We start from the raw sequence: 18,816 nt of genomic DNA on the forward strand, positions 1-18,816 counted from the left end.
TACGAGCCCGGCCACTTCTCGTTTGAACTCAGTAGAAAAGGAACGACGTTGTCTGGCCATGGATCACCTCTACTTTGGTGGCGACGATACCACCTAAATGGGTGTCCGGTTTTAGTGAACCACTACAGGCTCTCAAAGTCGGCGGCTGATAGGAAGACCTTGCTGAATCCCAAGCACACCACTGTCGACCCTGACGGCCAAGTCCCACAAGCTATTGCCCGCCGCTATATCGATTATCGGAGCGGAGATACGATTCCAACAGAAACTCTCCTTCAAGAGCGCGGCTGGGGCGAAGTGGCCAATATGTCCTACGGCGACTTTCTGATATGGCTCGAAAACCAGCTCAATATCGAAGCCAAAAGCGCGTTCAGCACGCTCGCAAGCAACCTGACTCGCCACTATATCGAGACCCGAGGCCTGAGCGAGGAAGAGGCCCAGGCGCGAGCCAAACGCAACGCCCAGACCTTGGGGCGCTTCAACTTCCCGGTCCATGCCTGTGGCTATAACTGGCTGCAGTCCAACTCGGATTCGGCGGCCGCATTGGCCCAACGAGTCGATAAGATCATCGCGGGCTATCGCCAGGCGCGCATGACGTGCAAGCAAGCGATTCTCGTGACCCATTCCATGGGCGGCTTGGTTGCGCGGTACTATTCGGAGGTTTATCAAGACAAGGACACGGGGCCGGGCAATGCCAACCTGCTGGGCATCGTCCATGGCGTCATGCCCACCACGGGCGCGGCGGTGTTCTACCGGCGGATGAAATCCGGCACCGAAAGCCAAGCGTTCAGTCCATTATCGTGGGCCACCAGTCAAGTGTTGGGAGCCTCGTCACGCGAGATGACCGCCGTGCTGGCGCAGGCCCCAGGTCCGCTGCAGCTGGTGCCGACACCGGAGTATGGCAACGGCTGGCTGCGTATCGAAAAGCCTGGCGGGTCAGCCTTGACCCTGCCGGCGGCCAACGACCCTTACACCGACATCTATCTCGAACGCGACCACTGGTGGGGCATGATGGACGAGGCCCTGGCCATGCCGGAACTAGGGCTAGGAGCGCCAGACCGGCAAGGGGCATTGAATGAGGCTTGGGAGGCTTATTCGAGAATCGTCAACCTATCAGTCAAGACTTTCCATTCAGCTCTCAGCGAACAGTTTCACACTAATACCTATCTGTTTTATTCGGATAGCGACGCCCATCCCAGCTATGGCACTGTCACCTGGCACGGACGAGAGGTCAGCTACGGCTCCGACACCCTGATGAGCGCAAGAATGATGGATCAATATGGCGAACGCCGGATGATCACCGAGCGCGATGCCCGTGGCCGCCCGCGTTTTTACCAATACACCATCAGCGACGCAGATGAGCCTGGCGATGGGACCGTCCCGGAGCGCTCCGGCAGCACGGGGGTTGTCCAGGCCCGGGAGAGCCTGACCGTCGCCACCGAGCACGAAAAAGCCTACGACCAGGAGGCCGCACGCTGGTTCACCCTGGCCTCGCTGCTCGAGATCGCCGAACAATGGGAATGAAAACAGTCAGGACGTCACGGATGATCACGCGATTGAGGATACCGCTCATTAGCGGGCTATTACTGCTGGCCACGGCCTGTGGCGCACCGGAACAGGGGGTCCCCGAGATGAACGACCAGGAACGCCAGACCGTTGAGGCCTATACCGACACGCAGGCGCCGATTTGCATTGGCCGCTTTCAGGTCGATATGCCGTCCCAACTGAAGCTGAGCTTCAGCAGCCTGACCGTCAATGACGCCAAGATCAGTGCCAAGCCCAACAGCCGGCAGATGTTCGAGCGCCTAATCGACAAGCGCAAAGCTGAACTGGAAGCCATGCAACCCGTGGATGCCGGCGATCAGCCCTTTCTCAAGCGGATCATCCAGGTCAGCGACGACATGGTCATCATCGATCGTAACGAAAGCCCTCATATGCCAGACGCGGCAAGGCTATTGGAGGGTTACAAATTCGAGGGGTTGACCGTGTTCCGGGTGGAGTTAACAGCTACAGACCTATCGGAAGGTAAGTATGAGCAAATGCGATCTTCCCTAAAGTCCAACAAACCCGAACGCCTCAAGCAGGTCGAGTACTTGTTGAACCACCTGTCCCCTCGACAGGCGGGAGAGGTTCCCGAACGTCCCGGTCTGTGTTTCGAACACGGCTTTCTGGCCGGTGGCGCCGACCAGGCGATTCCCGGGGCAGCGGTGCCGACGAGAAAGGAAACCGTCGCCATGATCTTCGTTGATCCAGCCCATCGCGATGTCAATATCCATATGAATGTCAATTCGACTGTGACCACTGAGAATACCCTGTTGGACCGTATGGGGGAGGCCGAAGCTGCCATGCAAGCCAAAGGAGACGACCACTTTAGTGTCTTGCGTCGAGGTAAAGTTGATCTTACCGACATCGCACAGGCAGAAGAATGGTTAGCTACGGTGACCACCGATGCCGATATCCGTGGCGATTATTTCACCCTGGAAGCCAACAGCGAGCGTGGTTCCGTTCGAGAACCGCGGATATCCATGACCTTCAATAACGGCGACTACAGTATAAATGAGGATGATCGCCCTAAAATCGACAAAGCCTCGTTGACCGATGCCGAGGCAGTGGGACTCTGGGATGCGATCACGCGAACATTCAAGCCCCGCCCCGGCGCTTTTTGATCTCACTCGCCAGTGCGAAGCAACGGCCCCTTCACTCTCTGGAGGGGGCCATTTTCAATCCCATCGAACCACTCGCCCTTACCAGATCAACCGCTCCGGTCGTGCGGGCGTGAACCATGCGCGAGAAAGCCTGGCCGTCGCCACCGAGCACGAAAAAGCCTACGACCAGGAGGCCGCACGCTGGTTCACCCTGGCCTCGCTGCTCGAGATCGCCGAACAATGGGAATGAAAACAGTCAGGACGTCACGGATGATCACGCGATTACGAGCACCGCTCATTAGCGGGCTATTGCTGCTGGCCACGGCGTGTGGCGCACCGGAACAGGGAGTCCCCGAGATGAACGACCAGGAACGCCAGACCGTCGAGGCCTATACCGACACGCAAGCGCCGGTTTGCATTGGCCGCTTTCAGGTCGATATGCCGTCGCAAATGAAACTGAGCTTCAGCAGCCTGACCGTCAATGAGGCCAAAATCAGTGCCACGCCCAATAGCCGGCAGATGTTCGAGCGCTTTATTGACAAGCGCAAAGCTGAATTGGAAGCAATGCATACCGTGGATGCCGGGGATCAGCCCTTTCTCAAGCGGATCATCCAGGTCAGCGACGACATGGTCATCATCGATCGTAACGAAAGCCCTCATATGCCAGACGCGGCAAGGCTATTGGAGGGTTACAAGTTCGAGGGATTGACCATGTTCAGCGTGAAACTGACTGCCATAGATGTGGATGATGAAAAATACAAAGCGCAGAGGAAGCTCCGCCAAAGCAATAAATCCGAACGTCAAAAACAGGTCGAGTACTTGTTGAACCACCTGTTGCCCCGAAAGGCGGGGGAGATTCCCGAGCGTCCCGGCCTGTGTTTCGAGAACGGCTTTCTGGCCGGCGACGCCGATCAGGCAATTCCCGGCGCTGCGGTGCCAACGCGCAAGGAAACCTTGGCAGTGACGTTTGTCGATCCGAAAAAGCGCGATGTTTATATGCACATCAATATCGATTCGGCGATTACCACGAGTACTACTCTGCTAGACCGTTCTAGCGACGCGGAGTCTGTATTGAAAGATGACGATAATTTTTCGGTATTGCGCAAAGGAGTCGTGAATCTTGACGATATCGATCAAGCGGAGGAATGGCTCGGTACATTGACGACTCGTGACAAAGTCAGAGGCGATAACTTTCTCCTCGAAGCTAACAGCAAGCGAGGTGGCGCTCGCCAACCACTAGTGTCGATAACCTTCAAAAATGGCGAGTACAGCCTAGTCGAAGATGAACGTCCCAAACTCGACAATGCCTCTCTAACCGATGCCGAGGCAGTGGGACTATGGGATGCGATCACACGAACGTTCAAGCCACGCCCCGGTGCCTTTTGACCTAACTCGTCGGGATGACATCGACGGCCCCTTCATGCCCTTGAAGGAGCCGTTTTCGATCAGGCGCCTCCTCTCGCCATCCCGCCATCTCTCCGTCATTGACGCGGATGAGCCTGGCGATGAGACCGTCCCCGTGCACTCCGGCAGTATGGGGCGTCCCAGGTACGGGAGAGCCTGGTCGTCGCCACCGAGCACGATCGAGATGGAACTGATCCGTCAGCGTATCCGGTTGCTAATTCTTTGCGTATGTACAGTAACCCGTTGTGACGAGTCCCGCGCAAGAATCCTTCTGAAATGGACTTAACGTTTTCGCTACGTCTACAGCTTCTTTCCATGTCATATGGCGTCCTGACGCTTGGACAAGGACGCTTTATGCTGCGCCGGCTTCTGAAACGAGCACCCGTGGCGAAGCCGCGCGATGGCTATCTGACGCCTGAGTCAGGCCAAACGCTGTTGGCGACACCACGACGTCAGCAAATGCTCAGAATGATCTGGGATCTCACATCGCTGACGCGCCCCGTTTTCGACGAGTACCTATTGGCACCGGTCGAGCGCTACGCAGCACTGGTGCAAGGCATTCCCGCCTCAGAATCTCATCACCATGCCTATACCGGCGGTATGCTGGATCACGCGCTTGAGATGGCCTGCTATGGGCTACGCCTGCGACAGCAACATCTGTTACCTCCTGGGGCCAAGCCCGAGGATCAGAGTGCTGCCGGAGAGCTTTGGAGTGCCGCCCTTGTCTACGGCGTGTTGATGCACGACGTAGCCAAAGTCCTCGTCGATATCGAGATCAAGTTGCAAGACGGGCGATCCTGGCAGGTATGGCATGGAGCGATCCCCGGACCATACCGAGTGAGGTATCGGCAGGGGCGCGAATACCACCTGCATAGTGCTGTGAACCCTGTGCTGTGCCAGCAGGTTCTGGGGGCAAAGGTCATGGATTGGCTCATGACGCAGCCCAAGCTCTTTTCCCTCTTCATGTACACCATCTCAGGACATACCGAACGTGGCGGCATCATCGCCGAACTCGTTCACCAGGCTGACCGTGCAAGTGTGGCCAAGGCACTAGGGGGCGACCCGGTACAGGCGCTGACCGCTCCCGTGGTGTCGATACAGCGCAAGCTGGCAGAGGGATTGCGGTATCTGGTGAGAGAACAGTTCTCGCTGAATCAGAAGGGCGGCCAAGCGTGGCTGACGGGTGACACCCTTTGGCTAGTTTCCCCGCGAGCGATCCACGAACTGAAAGCCCATCTTTACGCTCAAGGCATCAAAAGCATTCCGGCTGACCTGGATCGACTTTATGGCGAACTCCAGGCTCACGGAATCATTGAGCAAGTGAGCGAAGGGAAATCGGTTTGGAAGTGCGAGATTACGGAGGGCGATTGGCAGAAGTCGCTGAACATGATCAAGGTCTCGCCCACGTTGATCTGGGGGACTGATGAGCGTCCTGATGCCTTTAAAGGGCAGGTGACACCATGCGGGGCGGGTGACAGCGAGCCAACAGGAGAGAGGGATCCCGGACAACCTGGTGATAAGCCCGGGGAGGCTCGGAACCTTTCAGCAGACCTGCAGCAAGCCACTCCAATAGGCGGTCAAGTAGATAGAAGCACGTCGTTGGTAGACGATTTGGATGATTCCCTGCTTGAGCTGCTGCCAGACACGCGAGAGGGACAAGAATCAGGGCATGAGGATAGATCTGATAGCTCGGTAACAATTCGCAATAACAGCAACTTGGAAGTCTCTGATATAACAAGGGTTTCGCAAACTGAACGAGAAGAAGAGGATCAGGGTAATGCACCAGATTTGGGCACAATGTTCTGGCAATGGCTGCAAGCAGGAATTGAAGACCACTCCATCATCATCAACGATACGAAGGCCCAAGTTCATGTCGTGGAAGGAACCTATTTCCTGGTGAGCCCAGGAATTTTCAAACGATATAGTGCCAAGGTGCTTGGTGACGGAGCGCGTTGGAAGGCTGTGCAAACGCGTTTTCAGAAGCTAGGACACCACATCCGGGATGACAACAAGAATATTCATCAAGTACTGGTTGATGGTCCCAACAAGCAAAGTCGGCTGCAAGGGTACTTGATAAAAGAATCGTCTCTACTAACGAAGAGAAAGCCGATCAATAATCGGCTGTTGACGCTGGAAAAAAATCAAACGACGCGGGAAGAAAAAGATGAATGATGTGTCATTTTCGGAGTTGCTTAGCCAGTATGCAACGTACAAATACCTTCGGCCAAAAACAATAGAAACGTATATGGGGGTTGTGCGAGTATTTCGGCATTACGTTGGGCCGGATACGCTCCCCAGTATGATTACTGTAGACGTTGTTGTTAACTGGCGCAGCCGTATCATACGTTCGAAAAGCAACCCGAAAGGTATCGCGGAATCAAGTTGGAATAATTACGCACGTCACATGAAAGCGCTGTTCAAATTCGGAATTGAATACAACCTTATAGCGGTTGAGAACAACCCGTTCGACAAAGTGTCAGTGCGACAGCCAAAAAAACCTAAAAAATCACTTCGACCAGATCAGATTATGTATGCAAGAGAGGTTTTGAGTCTTGCTCGCACGTATGAGGCAAAATTTCAAGAGCGGTCAAAGCTATATCCCTCTTGGTTTTGGCAGGCTGTTATGGAGACATTTTATTATACAGGCATAAGGTTGAACCAGCTTTTACACATCACGGCAGGAGACATAAATCTCAAGAAAAAGTCGTTTAGAGCTTCGGCGGAAGGGTCTAAGACGAATGCGGAAACGACACTACCCATACCTGACGAGCTCTTCCCATATCTACAAAAACTATTGGTTGCCGCCCATAACTCTGGTTTCAAGCGAGAGGATCAGCTGTTTAATGTGAATAGATTTAGCAGTCGGCATCATCGCATTGGAATGGATACCTACCAGGTAGAAAGATTTTTCCAGGCTTTGTCGGGATTGACAGGTAGTCGAATTTCTCCGCATAGGTTTAGGCACTACCTTGGGACAACGTTAATGAGCAGTCCGAGTCGAAACATTCATCTGACGCAGCAAATACTCAACCATACAGACTTACGATCCACGATGGAGTATGTTCATCCGGATCTTGAAGAAATGAGAAAAGCCTTGAACCAACGCGTTGGATAATGACGTGGACTCTAGACGTGGGGGGAGGGAGGGCGAAGTCCCTCCTCCAGAAATCTTCATGCTTGGCTTGACAATCAGAAAATGCTTGTCCATCCTCATTCATGCCAATGCAGTGCAGAGTAGGCCGCAGCAACGAATTTCCAGCCTACGAGCGCTCATGGCGAAAGAGGTCAACCCCAAACGGGTGAGACCTGCTCTAAACCCGGCCAGCTACCCGCAACTGACTTGTAATCAGTAGGTCCCGGGTTCGACTCCTGGTGTCGGCACCAGAGCTTAGAGATTGATTTATAAGGCTTTTTAGCCTTGAAGAAAACCGCCCCTTGAGGCGGTTTTTTCGTGCAGCCCGATCCTTCATGCCGTGGAGTGGAAGGAGCGTGATGTCTGTGTAGCCTCGCGACGGATTTGGCACTAATGCACGCCGGATTTGGCACCACCTTCGCGACTTGGTGTACCTCTCATTTGCAGCCTGTTTGACACCCTAGTACATGGGATCAATGCCCAGGTTTGGGGACTCGGTGTGCTCGGCTAGAAATCCGCAGTCTTTTACTAAGCACCGATAGAACAGATCTTCCTCCGCCAGCATCGACAACCGTCCATGCTCTCTGCAATTGGGGCAGGCCCGATGGTCTGGCTGTTGAGAGGTGACCTCTTCAGGTTTGAGCCGTAGCACGAGTCCCCCCATGGGTGTCTTCTCGATGTAGTACCGGTCGAACCGGGCCTCTTTAGCAAGCCGTTCCTTGAGCTGACGATTTTCGTCGAGCAGCTCGAAATGGTGCTGCTGGAGCGCTAGCAGGGCGGACTGAGCATTACCCAAGGCGTCCAACACCTCGCTTACCGCAGTATCAAGCTTTACCTTGTCCGTCACGTCCTTTGCGGCTCGCGCGATGGTATACGCGCCTCGGACGGCAGTTACTGCTTCACCGATTCCCGTCATGTCAGCCTCCAATTGGCTTGATTAGATTTCTCATCTGCCCCATGCCTCGAGCAAAAGCCTGTTACAGATCCCTCAATGTCAGCAGGTCTCGAAAGTATTTTCTCTTGACTATGGTGGTGAAAATTCTGACCAAGGCATACGTTGGAAGCCCGTGTCCACCTAATAGGCGATGTATCTCCTCCGGCCTAAGCCCGCAAAGATCGAACGTCTCAGCCGCGATGTGCTCGGGATCATCGGGATTGTAAAATCTGACCCGAACTGAGCCGAGAGCATGGTTCTCGATCTCACTCCAGTCCACGATCCAATGTTCTTGCGGCATGCTCATTGGCCCGTCCTCGATATTTAGAACAATCCCGCCGGCTCGGCCTCGATATCCCAACTGAATATCAGCACCTCTCGAGCGTCTTGGCCCTTGCCGCCGCCGACGGTGTAGCGGATGTCGGTGCTCTCGATGTGGTACTCAGCGAACACGCGGCGGATGTCGGGGTGGCCGTTGAGGCTGATGATGGCTTTGCCTTTCAGCCTACCGATGATATCGGCCATCTGCTCGTATTCTTCGATGCCAAACGCCACGCCGTAGCCTTCGGTTTGCCAGTACGGAGGATCGAGGTAGAAGAGCGTGTGGGCGCGGTCGTAGCGGGCGATGCAGTCTTGCCAGCTCAGGTGTTCGATATAGGTGCTGGCAAGCCGTAGATGCGCGGCCGACAGGCTTTCTTCAAGCCGTAGCAGGTTGAGCCCTGGCGGTGTGGTTGTGGCGGTGACCTGCCACGGGATTTTTCCTCCATCGTCGATTAGAGTCCGATCTAACCGGAGGACGGACGATGAAACGAGCAAGATTCACGGAAGAGCAGATCATCGGCATTCTGACCGAGCATGAGGCGGGCGCGAGATGTGCAGACTTATGCCGTAAGCACGGTATGTCGGAGGGTACCTTCTACAACTGGAAAGCCAAGTTCGGCGGTATGACGGTGTCGGAGGCGAAGCGGCTGAAGGCGCTCGAGGACTAGAATGCCAAGCTGAAGAAGCTGTTGGCCGAGCAGATGCTCGACCTGGCTGCGATGAAGGAACTGGTTTCAAAAAAGTGGTGACGCCCGCCGTGAAGCGCGAGGCGGGCGCGCATCTGAAGGCCTTGCTCGGGCTGTCTGAGCGGCGGGCATGCCGGCTTGCGGGGGCGGATCGCACGATGATCCGATACCAGGCGCAGCGCGCTCCCGATTCGGTGCTGCGTGACCGACTACGGGCGTTGGCCAACGAGCGCCGACGGTTCGGCTATCGGCGACTCTTCGTTCTGCTGCGTCGCGAGGGCGAATCATCCGGGATCAACCGGATCTATCGGCTCTACCGCGAGGAAGGGCTGACGGTGCGCAAGCGAAAAGCCCGACGCAAAGCCGTCGGAACACGGGCGCCAATTCTGACCGAGGCACGCGCCAATGCACGGTGGTCGCTGGACTTCGTGCACGATCAGTTGATTGACGGGCAGCGCTTTCGAGTGCTCAACATAGTCGACGATGTCACCCGTGAGTGCCTTGCCGCCATCCCGGACACCTCGATATCAGGACGCCGAGTGGCACGTGAGCTAGCGGCGCTGATCGAGCGGCGCGGAAAGCCCGGAATGATCGTCTCGGACAACGGCACGGAGCTGACGTCCAACGCGATCCTGCGCTGGTGCGCCGAGCACCGAATCGAATGGCACTACATCGCACCGGGCAAGCCCATGCAGAATGGTTTTGTGGAGAGCTTCAACGGCCGGATGCGGGACGAACTCCTCAACGAGACCTTGTTCCGTAACCTGGCTCACGCGCGGGTTGCAATCGCTGCCTGGGCGAATGATTACAATACGGAACGTCTGCACTCGGCCCTGGATTACCAAACCCCGGTGGCTTATGCACAGACGCTGACAGCTGCACGAATAGACACGAAGACTAACGGGACTCAAATAGTCGCTGGATGAAAGTTCGGTGGCAGGTCACGGGCGATGTCGCCAGTCGTAGTAGCTACTGGTTAACACCTTCAATAGGCGGCACATCATTTTGACTGGAAAGGTTCCGCGGCAACGCTCTATCATCTGGAATCTCACTTCGATTCCTTCGCGAAGAAGGTTGCCGCTTCGCGCAAAAAATCGCGTTCCTTCTTCACCTGCCGGAGGTCGCGCTGAAGCTGGGCGATTTCTTCGTCTCTCGGATTGCCGTGGCCAGGAAATACTCGTTTGCCTGGCTCAGAGGCCTGCTTTACCCACCGGTGCAGCATGTTGTCATTGATGCCCAGATTTTGGGCGATCTGGGATACGGGTGTGTCGGATTGCTGCACCAAACGTACAGCCTATTGCTTGTACTCGGGTGGGTAACGTCTTCGTTGGGACATGGAATACCTCTCTCAAGTGGGGATTATCCACTCTTAACTGGGTATCCGTCATGTCGGGGTAGAACCACCTTGTGCTTCCTATTTCATCATCTCCACCAGTTCCTCCTGCCGAGCGTCCGATATAAAAATGGCTAGGATTTTGGCAGGCTCCGTTGCACTGGCATTCTCGCTCAGCTCGTGTGATGCGCCAGGATTTTCCGTCCAGCTCTCCCCGACGCCATAGACATTCGTCTTGCCGTCGACTCGACTCCTGATCGAGCCTTCCAGTACATAGCCAATGACGAATGCATCGCCATGCATATGCGCTGGTGTTGACGCTCCAGGTGGATACTCGACCGAAAGGCTGGTAACGACCTTCCCCGGAATATTCGGGATTTCATAACGGAACTCCTGTTCGACAGTCTCTCTCGACGCACTCGCGGTATTTTCATCCGCCAAGGACGGAACAGTGGCGATGAAAGCGAACAACGACACTACGATCGATGGTAATTTCTTCATCATCCATTCCTTCATTTTCATATGATAGATACCCTTTTCCCATCCAGGTCTCATAACACGACTGGGTGTGAGAGCTGCCAAGGCCACTGCACTCATAAAGCACCACTCAATCGGCTTTCATTCAGCGGCTAGATCAGTGAGCAATGTAGGTGTCAGCAATTGCGGTAGTACCCTGGGCTTCTCAGCCCCAGGGGCGTACCACAGATATAGGGGCACGCCCGTTCTGTCATGACGATTGAGAAAGGTCGTAATGTCAGAGTCGCCATTGGTCCAGTCTCCCACCATGGTAGTCACGCCAGCCTGTCGGAAAGCGTCACGCGTCACTTCGCGGTCAATGGCGCTCTTCTCGTTGACCTTGCAGGTGACACACCAGTCCGCCGTAAAGTAGACGAACAAAGGCGTGTTCTGCTGGCGTAACTCATCGAGGCGGTGCTCATTAAAGGTCAACCGCTGCAGGCTCTCGTCAGTGGTATTGGGAGGGGCAGAGAACGCGGCGGGAACCAGCCATCCAATGCTCAACGCCATCACTGCAGCAACCACTGATGGCCCCCAGGACCAACGTCTTCCGTTGCGCTGACGCAAGCCTGTCAACCAGAGCCCAACCACCAGGAGCATGACCACAGCCAAAATAGCGACTACACCGTCACTGGAGAGCTGTTGTCCCAGCACCCAGAACAGTGCCAGCGCGGTCACGAACATCGGGATAGCCAGGAAGTGCCTGACGCTCTGCATCCAGGGACCGGGACGTGGTAGCTTGCGACTGAGCGCAGGAAAATAGCCGACGATCAGAAAAGGCAGGGCAATGCCGAACCCCAGCCCCGCGAAAATCGCCAGCGCCGCTACCGGCGGCAGCAATATCGCGGCACCCAGGGCCGTCGCCATGAAAGGCCCCGAACAGGGCGTTGCGACAAAGGCCGCCAGCACGCCGGTCCAGAAAGCACCGGTGGCGCCACCTTTCTCGGCGAGCCGAGCGCCACCATTGAACCCACCGAGTTCAAATAACCCCGTGAGATTGAAGGCAATTGCCGTGATCAGAAGCGTTAACCCGACAATGACTCGAGGATCCTGTAGCTGAAAGGCCCAGCCAATCTGAATACCAGCGGCACGCAAGGCAATGATTCCGGCCCCGAGCAGCATGCACACCCCGACGACGCCTGCCGTGTAGGCAAGGGCTTCTCGCCTCGCCTCGCGAGGGCCACCGGACAGCCGTGCCAGGCTCAATATCTTGAGACTAAGAATAGGGAATACGCATGGCATGACATTCAGCAGGACTCCGCCGGCAACCGCTCCGAACAAGGCCGTCAGTATCACGCCTAGAGTGCCAGTCGAACTCTTTTCATCGGCGCTATCACCGGTGCCATGCCTATCGACGCTTGGCGTTGGTACAGAGCCGGCATCCGCCTGAAAGGCCAATCCAGTGCCCCCTGCAAGCGTCACTACCGCTTCGAGGGGCTCCGGGGATGTCTCTCCCGCCGCCGTCTCAACGATAAGCTCATCGCCCTGACGCCTGAAGTCCTGCTTGGCGGCCGGGTCGACCGCACCATCACTTGCGACAAACAGGTGCGGCTGATCCAGTTCGACGCTAGCTGGCAAGGGAATGGAAATGCGAATGCGATCGTCTATGTGCGCGTAAGTCGCTCGTGCTCCCAAAGGTCGTGGCAACGCTTCGCGCCAACGATCGAAGTCCGGCTGGTGACGGGTCGACGTAGCGCCATCGCCGACTGTCAGATCCGTCGACAGAGACGCCCTTTCAGGGATACAGGCATCCTCACGACAGGCCAGATATTGGAGGTCAACTCGGACAGGAATCGTAGTCCCTTCGTCCAGGTGGTCCGGCACATTCAGCGGCACCAGAATGGCGTAAGGATGCTCGTAGACATGGTTCATCAAGTTGTCGATGAGCAGAGTCTCGGGGACCGGGTAAGCCGGCTCTCCTGCCGTTACGCCATCGGGCAGCTGCCAGTCAAACTGCGGCGCAAGCCCCACGTTCCCGGGCTGCTTCCAGTAGCCGTGCCAACCGTCCTGAGGTTGCATGACGACGGCAAGAGTCGTCTGCTCTCCCGCAGCCGGACGAGCGCTCTCCGCCACGAGCGACGTCCGAATCATCACATCGCCCTGCTCCTCGGGGGAGCTTTGTGCCGTGACAGCGCTTATCGGTATCAGGGTCAGCAAACTTACTATAGAGATCAACGCCAGCAGACGTACCGCGACGAAACAGCGCAACATAGTGGTCGGCATACGCAACAAGCCCATCATGGATGGGCTTCTCCATCTAATGGATATCAGCATCAGTAATCGCTTCAGTAGCCGAGCGCTTTCATTTGGCGGCGACGCTCTCCGTGGCTTCAGCCAATGCCGTATCCTGAGGACCTAACCGCTTGGCCACATTCCCATTGCGGTCGATCAGCACGACGGTGGGTATCTGTCTGACACCGAAGGCGCGATAGACGTCACCGCTGGCATCCAGGGCGAGGGGGATGCTGATATTGTTGGATTCGCGGTAATCCTCAAGGTCTTTTTGTGATGCCCAAAGCCCGGATGAAACACCAATCCAGTCGATGTCATCTTGTTCGGCCAACGAATCCACGGTTTCACGTACACGGCGACACGCCTGGGATGTTTCCGGCTGGCTCTCTTCCAGATACCACTCGCACCAGGGGGCAAAGAACACGATGCCACGAGGTTTTCCACTACCATCGGCAGACAACTCAACGACATCACCAGCAAGCGTGCTGAGCGTGAGCCCGTCGACGCTATCACCAACGTCCAGTGCTTCCACCTCCGCGGTATCGAAGCCTTCAGCGGCACTATCGCTGTCGCCGTCCTGCACGACCTGCTGCAGAGCGTCCTCGAACTCCTGATCATCCAGATGCCCGACGTAAGAGATATGTCCACTACGGTCGATAAGCACATGCTGCGGAGTGACTCGCAGATGTAGTGCTTCGGCGAGGGTGCCATCATCTATCGTGATCGGCATGCCAAGGCCCATCTCTTCGCGATACTGACGTGCGGCTTCGGCGGTATCGCTGAAACCAGTATTGACCGCAATGACCTGCAGGTCATCGCCGTATGTCTCATATATTTTCTGGAACCCGGGCATCTGCTGACGGCAAGGCACGCACCAGGTCGCCCAGAACTTCAGATAAACGGGCTTTTCGCCGTACAGCTCGGACAACGCGATCTGTTCACCATCCAGGGTCGTGATCGTGACATCGGGCCCTGGTTGGCCGATCAGGGACTCGCCGGCGCTCTTGGCGCGACGCTCGCCGTCCGCATCCTGATCGTAGGCCTCGGCGGCCGGCTCCTCACTCTGCGTATCGCTGGCGGCGTTTGCCATAGAGATTGGCCCAAGGCTGCTGGTCATCAGCGCTAGCAACAGTCCAAACAGGGTCGTACGTGTTCGAGTTGGCATTTTGATATTCCTTGTCGCCCCGAATAGCGACAGATTGCCGCTGTGCAGTGGCGATGGAGGGTGGAGCGTGATGAGATTGGAGAGTAGTTTGGGCGCCGAACAGTGCAGAAAAAAGTACCAAGAATGGGCGTTCTCGATATACCATGAACCATGAATTCTCTCCGCATCGCCCTCGATCGCCGCCACCGGCGCTCGCTGACCGAGCAGATACACGACAGCATTGCCACCGCGATCCGCGAGGGGCATCTCTATGAGGGGGCGCGCCTACCCTCCTGGCGTGATCTAGCCACGCAGCTAGGCGTCGCCAGAGGCACGGTAAAAACCGCCTATGAACGGCTGGCCGACGAGCAACTGGTAGTCGCTCGTGGCGCCGCGGGAACCTTCGTCGCGAGCCCACTGCCCGCCGTCCAGACTCGCCAGAACGAGGTGCCCACTCGGCTGCCACTGCCAGAGCTCTATCGTGATTTTGATAGTCCACCTAAACCCTTTCAGGTCGGCGTTCCGGCCACGGACATGTTTCCGTACAAGATGTGGTCGCGCACCATCGTTCGCTATTCACGACTGGCCGCCATGGAAGCCACCCGCTACCACGACCCTCGGGGAGAAGTGGAGCTACGAAAGGAAGTTGCAGCTTATCTATCGGTCGCCCGCAGTCTGCAGTGTTCCGCCGATCAGGTCATCATCACCAATGGATATGCTGGTGCGCTTGGCCTGGCTCTGCACGCGCTGAAGCTTAGAAGCCGGCGGGTCTGGGTGGAGGATCCTGGCTACCCGCTGACTCGCCGGGCGATATCACTGGCTGGCTACACGCCGGTCCCCATCGCCGTCGACGCACAAGGGTTAAATGTCAGCGAGGGGGTGGAACGGGCACCAAGCGCGTCTCTCGCCGTTGTCACGGCTAGTCAACAGGCGCCGCTGGGCATGTCTCTCTCACCGGCTAGGCGGCGTGCACTGCTCGAATGGGGAGCTGCGGCGGGTGCTTGGATCATCGAAGATGACTACCTTAGCGAACTGAAACTCAGTGGTAAGGCTGCGCCGGCACTGGCATCTCTGGATGGCGACGGACGCGTCATCTATATAGGCACTTTCAGCAAGACCATCAGCCCCACTCTGCGGCTCGGCTTCATGGTCGTGCCATCGGCGCTGGCGAACTTCTTCGGAGACGTCGCCGCTGCACTGTCGCCGGCCTCATCGTTAGCGACCCAGTTGGCCGTGGCGGCCTTCATGCGTGATGGCCACTACCTGCGCCATATCCGGCGCATGAAGAGACTCTATGCTCAGCGTCGCGATGCCTTGCTTCAACAACTGGGGCAGGGGCTTTCATCCAACACCATGGCAGGATTATCCTTACTGCTGACGCTGCCAGACGGAGCCGATGATGTGAGAATCGCCGAGGCCGCCGAGGCGCTGGAGCTCGCCCCGTTGCCGTTGTCCTCCTGGTACGCCGATAACGGCACGGCGAGGAGTGGACTGCTACTTGGCGTGACTAACCTGTCGGACGCGGTCCTCAAGAGTAGTTGCCAACACCTCGAGGCCCTCATCCACCGTCATGCGTAACGCGCCTGACTGATACGCAATGTCAGCCCATACTCCGGACGATGAGGTAGTGAGAACAGCAGAGTTTGTTAGGGCCATCTGAATCGCCCCGAGTCTTCTAGACACCCGCCAGGCATTGGAAGTAACGGCGCTCATACTCAACGGGTGAAAGATCATCACTCGTCCCATGACGGCACGGCGCTCTCAATGACCAGGTACAACACGTAACCGATCAGGTACGGTATTGCCAAGACTCACTGCTATCGACTCGTAGTGGGTGGCACGCCCCACGCACCGTCAAACAATTGCTTGGAAGAGATCCGATCCTTCACTCAAAGGAGCGCTTAGGTAACGGGTTGAATCCGGCCAATCTAGCCCTGTTCTGAGCAATAGGGGGGAGCGTAGCTGGTGGTCAGCTTCTCAGGCGGTACCGGGCCAGCGAACGCAAACGTCAGTTGGCCCGATGAGTCCTCGCATTATGAAATGTCTTAGAAGGTAGGATCACCCATGGCAAAAGCTGCTCCTTCAATGTGATAGACCTGCGGTTCTTCCGAGAAGTATGCCTGCAGTCCCATCATGAACAGCCGATGGTCTTCACTCGTTTCGAAACCTGGAGTGTGATCCTCGAGTGATTGCCAACGCACGATCAGGTTGAATTGCTGCGGTGTTTCGATCCCTTGGGCCAGCATGTGTCCGCGGTAGCCTTTTGCGCGGCAGAGCAAATGGGCGACCTCGGCAAATGCATGCCTGAAGAGATCGATGTGTTCCTTGTGGACGGGCAGTATAGCGATCTCATAAATCATGGGATTCTCCTGAAGTGAGTTCAGTGCTTACGAGATGAGACGACGGCGCGACAGCAATCGCGATTTTTCCTTGAAGCCCGTTGTTAGGGCTCTCCAGCCGCGCGTGGGCGAGCGGAAGGTCGGCCAATGAGTAGACTGCGCCAACATGCGGGCGCAGCTGGCCGCGCGCTATCAATGTGCTTAACTCATCCAGCTTGCCGCGATTTTGTCTGGTAAAAACGAAGTGATAACTCGCGTTTTTACCCCAGGCCTCAATGAGATTTTGTGGCTGGGCAATGTCCACTATGGAGACGACTCGGCCAAGTTGAGCTAGGGCATCGGGGCTACGGGATAATGTGTTGCCGCCGATGGTGTCAAATACTACATCGACTCCGTGCCCATCCGTTTCCCGATTGATGATGTCGACATAATCCTCCTTTTGGTAATCGATGATTACATCGGCACCCATGCTTTGTGCGAATTCAAAGTTTGCTTCACGCACGGTCGTGAAGACTCTCGCTCCAATGGCTTTGGCCAACTGGATCGCTACATGACCCACGCCTCCCGCGCCTCCGTGTACCAGAATGCTTTCGCCCACTTTTAGCTCTGCTCGCACGGTCAAAGCTTCCCAAACCGTTCCGCCGACCAGGCTTAGACTGGCTGCCTCAAGATGGCTCAGTGAAGCAGGCTTCTTCCCGACAATGCTTTGGTCCGCAACGTGGTACTCGGCATAACTTCCCTGGCCGTCAAATATTTGCGGGGTGTACCAGACTTCGTCACCGGGAGCGAAGGCTGTCACACCTGGCCCGACGTCTTCGATAACGCCAGATACGTCGTGCCCGGTAATCGTCGGAAGCGGCACCAGGTCCGGATAATCGCCGCGCCGGACCTGATAGTCCAAAGGATTGATGGAGGTTGCATGTACCCGAACCAAGACTTGTCCCGAGCCTGGCACTGGCTTGGGAACGTCGTTAAGCTCGAACGATTCCGGGCCTCCGAAGGACTTGAGTAGCATAGCTTTCATTGGGAACCTCATTTCTATAAAAAGGGATATCGGGAATTATCGATGTTATGGAGCAAAAAACCAGTCCGCGAGCCCTGGGTCATTACTGAGCCACATTTCGATCGAACGAAATATCGGGATACCCGATATAACGAAATATAAATTACAGCTCTGTTCCTATGATCTCGGCAAGAGCCTTGATGGCTGCTTCGTTGCGCTTGTAGTAAGTCCACTGACCAATACGTCTGACTTCGACCAACCCCGCTCGTTGCAGAGTTGCAAGATAATCAGACACCGTCGACTGAGACAGTCCAACGCCTTCTTGGATACTACTGACGCAAACGCCAACCGTGAGCACGTCACCCTCATCTTGCGGAGGGAAACTTTTCACCGGATCCTTCAAACCCTTCAGGATTTCAAGGCGAGTACGGTTTGATAGCGCTTTGAACACTTCAAATAATTCCATGACTCCATCATATCGGAATTTTCCGATATGTCAATCCCTGATCGGGTCGCAATTCTTGTTGGGAAAGCGCCCCCTCGGAAAGTGGACTTGCCGGGGGTTGTAAACACGCTTCTTGATCCGCTCGTTCTTGAGGCTCGAAAACAACGACTCGACCACGGCGTTGACGCTCCTGTATCAACGGTGGGCTGAATCGCCCCGGGTCTGAAAGGGCAGATTGGTTAAGTTCATGCGGCCTCGGACAGACTTGTCGTCCTTCGACCACGCCAGTAGTTTGCCTCAGCTTCGGCAAGTGGGATATTACCAATCGGCACCAGCAGGCGCTCGTGGTTGAACCAGTCCACCTATTGCAGGGTTGCCCATTCGACGGCCTGACGAGATTTCCAAGGCACCCGGCGTAGGAGCAGCTCGGCCTTGTAGAGCCGTTGATCATCTCGGCTAGGCATGGCCAGAGGGCAATCTTGCGGATCGCTATAAGGACTTGCTTGAATACAATCTCATCAATGGGAAATTCGATAGCTACGAGGATCTGAGTGAATTCACCAAAAAGCAGCTCAAAGACCGTGTCGGTAATTTCGATGATGAGGCCGATGTTTTCAACGGCTATCTGAAACGCCATGGGGCAATGAGCAACTTGACGACCTGGCGAAGCAGGTCTGGCGCGAG

15 protein-coding genes and 2 pseudogenes are annotated in these 18,816 nt (G+C 56.1%); 7 read left to right on the plus strand and 10 right to left on the minus strand.

Going from position 1 to position 18,816, the window contains the following annotated elements:
* The first annotated feature begins 159 nt into the window (after positions 1–159).
* The 5 genes from F0A16_RS03975 (at position 160) to F0A16_RS03995 (ending at position 7,161) form a co-directional block, all read left to right on the plus strand.
* Complete coding sequence (locus tag F0A16_RS03975; RefSeq protein ID WP_149434117.1) at positions 160–1,521, plus strand: esterase/lipase family protein; 1,362 nt, start codon at positions 160–162, stop codon at positions 1,519–1,521.
* A 107-nt stretch (positions 1,522–1,628) separates the two neighbouring features.
* Positions 1,629–2,663 carry a T6SS immunity protein Tli4 family protein gene (locus F0A16_RS03980; protein ID WP_149434118.1) on the plus strand — a complete coding sequence of 345 codons (1,035 nt, stop codon included), beginning with the start codon at positions 1,629–1,631 and terminating at the stop codon, positions 2,661–2,663.
* 336 nt (positions 2,664–2,999) lie between these two features.
* Positions 3,000–4,028, plus strand: coding sequence for a T6SS immunity protein Tli4 family protein (locus F0A16_RS03985; RefSeq protein WP_149434119.1), 1,029 nt, complete (start codon positions 3,000–3,002; stop codon positions 4,026–4,028).
* Positions 4,029–4,322: 294 nt separating this feature from the next.
* The gene (gene mobH / locus F0A16_RS03990; protein ID WP_149434120.1) at positions 4,323–6,218 is read left to right on the plus strand and encodes a MobH family relaxase; all 1,896 of its coding nucleotides are present in this window, start codon (positions 4,323–4,325) and stop codon (positions 6,216–6,218) included.
* Entirely contained in the window at positions 6,211–7,161 is a 951-nt protein-coding gene (locus tag F0A16_RS03995) for a tyrosine-type recombinase/integrase (protein WP_149434121.1), read from the plus strand. The genes mobH and F0A16_RS03995 overlap by 8 nt, the downstream gene beginning before the upstream one ends.
* A gap of 478 nt (positions 7,162–7,639) precedes the next feature.
* Here the strand turns inward: F0A16_RS03995 and F0A16_RS04000 are convergent, their stop codons facing one another.
* Positions 7,640–8,095, minus strand: a complete 456-nt coding sequence (locus F0A16_RS04000; RefSeq protein ID WP_149434122.1) for a hypothetical protein — start codon at positions 8,093–8,095, stop codon at positions 7,640–7,642.
* A gap of 342 nt (positions 8,096–8,437) precedes the next feature.
* Complete coding sequence (locus tag F0A16_RS04005) at positions 8,438–8,929, minus strand: DNA adenine methylase (RefSeq protein WP_223119703.1); 492 nt, start codon at positions 8,927–8,929, stop codon at positions 8,438–8,440.
* Between F0A16_RS04005 and F0A16_RS04010 the strand changes: the two are divergent.
* Positions 8,917–10,046 (plus strand): annotated as a pseudogene (locus F0A16_RS04010) (IS3 family transposase). The gene F0A16_RS04005 and the pseudogene F0A16_RS04010 sit on opposite strands and share 13 nt — an antisense overlap.
* Before the next feature lie 122 nt (positions 10,047–10,168).
* Here the strand turns inward: F0A16_RS04010 and F0A16_RS04015 are convergent.
* From F0A16_RS04015 to F0A16_RS04030, 4 genes are all read right to left on the minus strand, one after another.
* On the minus strand, positions 10,169–10,402 hold the full coding sequence (locus F0A16_RS04015; protein WP_187775898.1) for a transposase: 234 nt from the start codon (positions 10,400–10,402) through the stop codon (positions 10,169–10,171).
* Positions 10,403–10,534: 132 nt separating this feature from the next.
* Complete coding sequence (locus tag F0A16_RS04020; RefSeq protein ID WP_223119704.1) at positions 10,535–10,975, minus strand: cupin domain-containing protein; 441 nt, start codon at positions 10,973–10,975, stop codon at positions 10,535–10,537.
* Positions 10,976–11,071: 96 nt separating this feature from the next.
* The gene (locus F0A16_RS04025; RefSeq protein ID WP_223119705.1) at positions 11,072–13,210 is read right to left on the minus strand and encodes a protein-disulfide reductase DsbD family protein; all 2,139 of its coding nucleotides are present in this window, start codon (positions 13,208–13,210) and stop codon (positions 11,072–11,074) included.
* 61 nt (positions 13,211–13,271) lie between these two features.
* On the minus strand, positions 13,272–14,552 hold the full coding sequence (locus F0A16_RS04030) for a TlpA family protein disulfide reductase (RefSeq protein ID WP_187775899.1): 1,281 nt from the start codon (positions 14,550–14,552) through the stop codon (positions 13,272–13,274).
* Between F0A16_RS04030 and pdxR the strand changes: the two genes are divergently transcribed.
* On the plus strand, positions 14,517–15,923 hold the full coding sequence (gene pdxR / locus F0A16_RS04035; RefSeq protein ID WP_149434125.1) for a MocR-like pyridoxine biosynthesis transcription factor PdxR: 1,407 nt from the start codon (positions 14,517–14,519) through the stop codon (positions 15,921–15,923). The two genes, F0A16_RS04030 and pdxR, sit on opposite strands and share 36 nt — an antisense overlap.
* 467 nt (positions 15,924–16,390) lie before the next feature.
* Here pdxR and F0A16_RS04040 read toward each other — a convergent pair whose 3' ends face one another.
* The 4 genes and pseudogenes from F0A16_RS04040 to F0A16_RS04055 all read right to left on the minus strand — a co-directional run.
* Positions 16,391–16,705: an antibiotic biosynthesis monooxygenase family protein gene (locus F0A16_RS04040; protein WP_149434126.1), complete on the minus strand. Its 315-nt coding sequence runs from the start codon at positions 16,703–16,705 to the stop codon at positions 16,391–16,393.
* On the minus strand, positions 16,695–17,708 hold the full coding sequence (locus F0A16_RS04045; RefSeq protein ID WP_149434127.1) for a zinc-dependent alcohol dehydrogenase family protein: 1,014 nt from the start codon (positions 17,706–17,708) through the stop codon (positions 16,695–16,697). Before F0A16_RS04045 ends, F0A16_RS04040 begins: the two co-directional genes overlap by 11 nt.
* 142 nt (positions 17,709–17,850) lie before the next feature.
* Positions 17,851–18,153 carry an ArsR/SmtB family transcription factor gene (locus F0A16_RS04050; RefSeq protein WP_149434128.1) on the minus strand — a complete coding sequence of 101 codons (303 nt, stop codon included), beginning with the start codon at positions 18,151–18,153 and terminating at the stop codon, positions 17,851–17,853.
* 224 nt (positions 18,154–18,377) lie between these two features.
* Positions 18,378–18,592: pseudogene (locus tag F0A16_RS04055) on the minus strand (IS3 family transposase); the annotation flags it as partial.
* Positions 18,593–18,816 lie beyond the last annotated feature (224 nt).

This window comes from Salinicola corii, assembly GCF_008298015.1.
Classification (GTDB): Bacteria; Pseudomonadota; Gammaproteobacteria; order Pseudomonadales; family Halomonadaceae; genus Salinicola; species Salinicola corii.

Bases quoted from the DNA above. Each gene is read 5' to 3' on its own strand.
- F0A16_RS04040 (WP_149434126.1), bottom strand. From the start codon at position 16,705: ATGATTTATGAGATCGCTATACTGCCCGTCCACAAGGAACACATCGAT.
- F0A16_RS04045 (WP_149434127.1), bottom strand. From the start codon at position 17,708: ATGAAAGCTATGCTACTCAAGTCCTTCGGAGGCCCGGAATCGTTCGAG.
- F0A16_RS04050 (WP_149434128.1), bottom strand. From the start codon at position 18,153: ATGGAATTATTTGAAGTGTTCAAAGCGCTATCAAACCGTACTCGCCTT.
- F0A16_RS03980 (WP_149434118.1), top strand. From the start codon at position 1,629: ATGAACGACCAGGAACGCCAGACCGTTGAGGCCTATACCGACACGCAG.
- F0A16_RS04025 (WP_223119705.1), bottom strand. From the start codon at position 13,210: ATGATGGGCTTGTTGCGTATGCCGACCACTATGTTGCGCTGTTTCGTC.
- pdxR (WP_149434125.1), top strand. From the start codon at position 14,517: ATGAATTCTCTCCGCATCGCCCTCGATCGCCGCCACCGGCGCTCGCTG.
- F0A16_RS03985 (WP_149434119.1), top strand. From the start codon at position 3,000: ATGAACGACCAGGAACGCCAGACCGTCGAGGCCTATACCGACACGCAA.
- F0A16_RS03995 (WP_149434121.1), top strand. From the start codon at position 6,211: ATGAATGATGTGTCATTTTCGGAGTTGCTTAGCCAGTATGCAACGTAC.
- F0A16_RS04020 (WP_223119704.1), bottom strand. From the start codon at position 10,975: ATGAAAATGAAGGAATGGATGATGAAGAAATTACCATCGATCGTAGTG.
- F0A16_RS04000 (WP_149434122.1), bottom strand. From the start codon at position 8,095: ATGACGGGAATCGGTGAAGCAGTAACTGCCGTCCGAGGCGCGTATACC.
- mobH (WP_149434120.1), top strand. From the start codon at position 4,323: ATGGACTTAACGTTTTCGCTACGTCTACAGCTTCTTTCCATGTCATAT.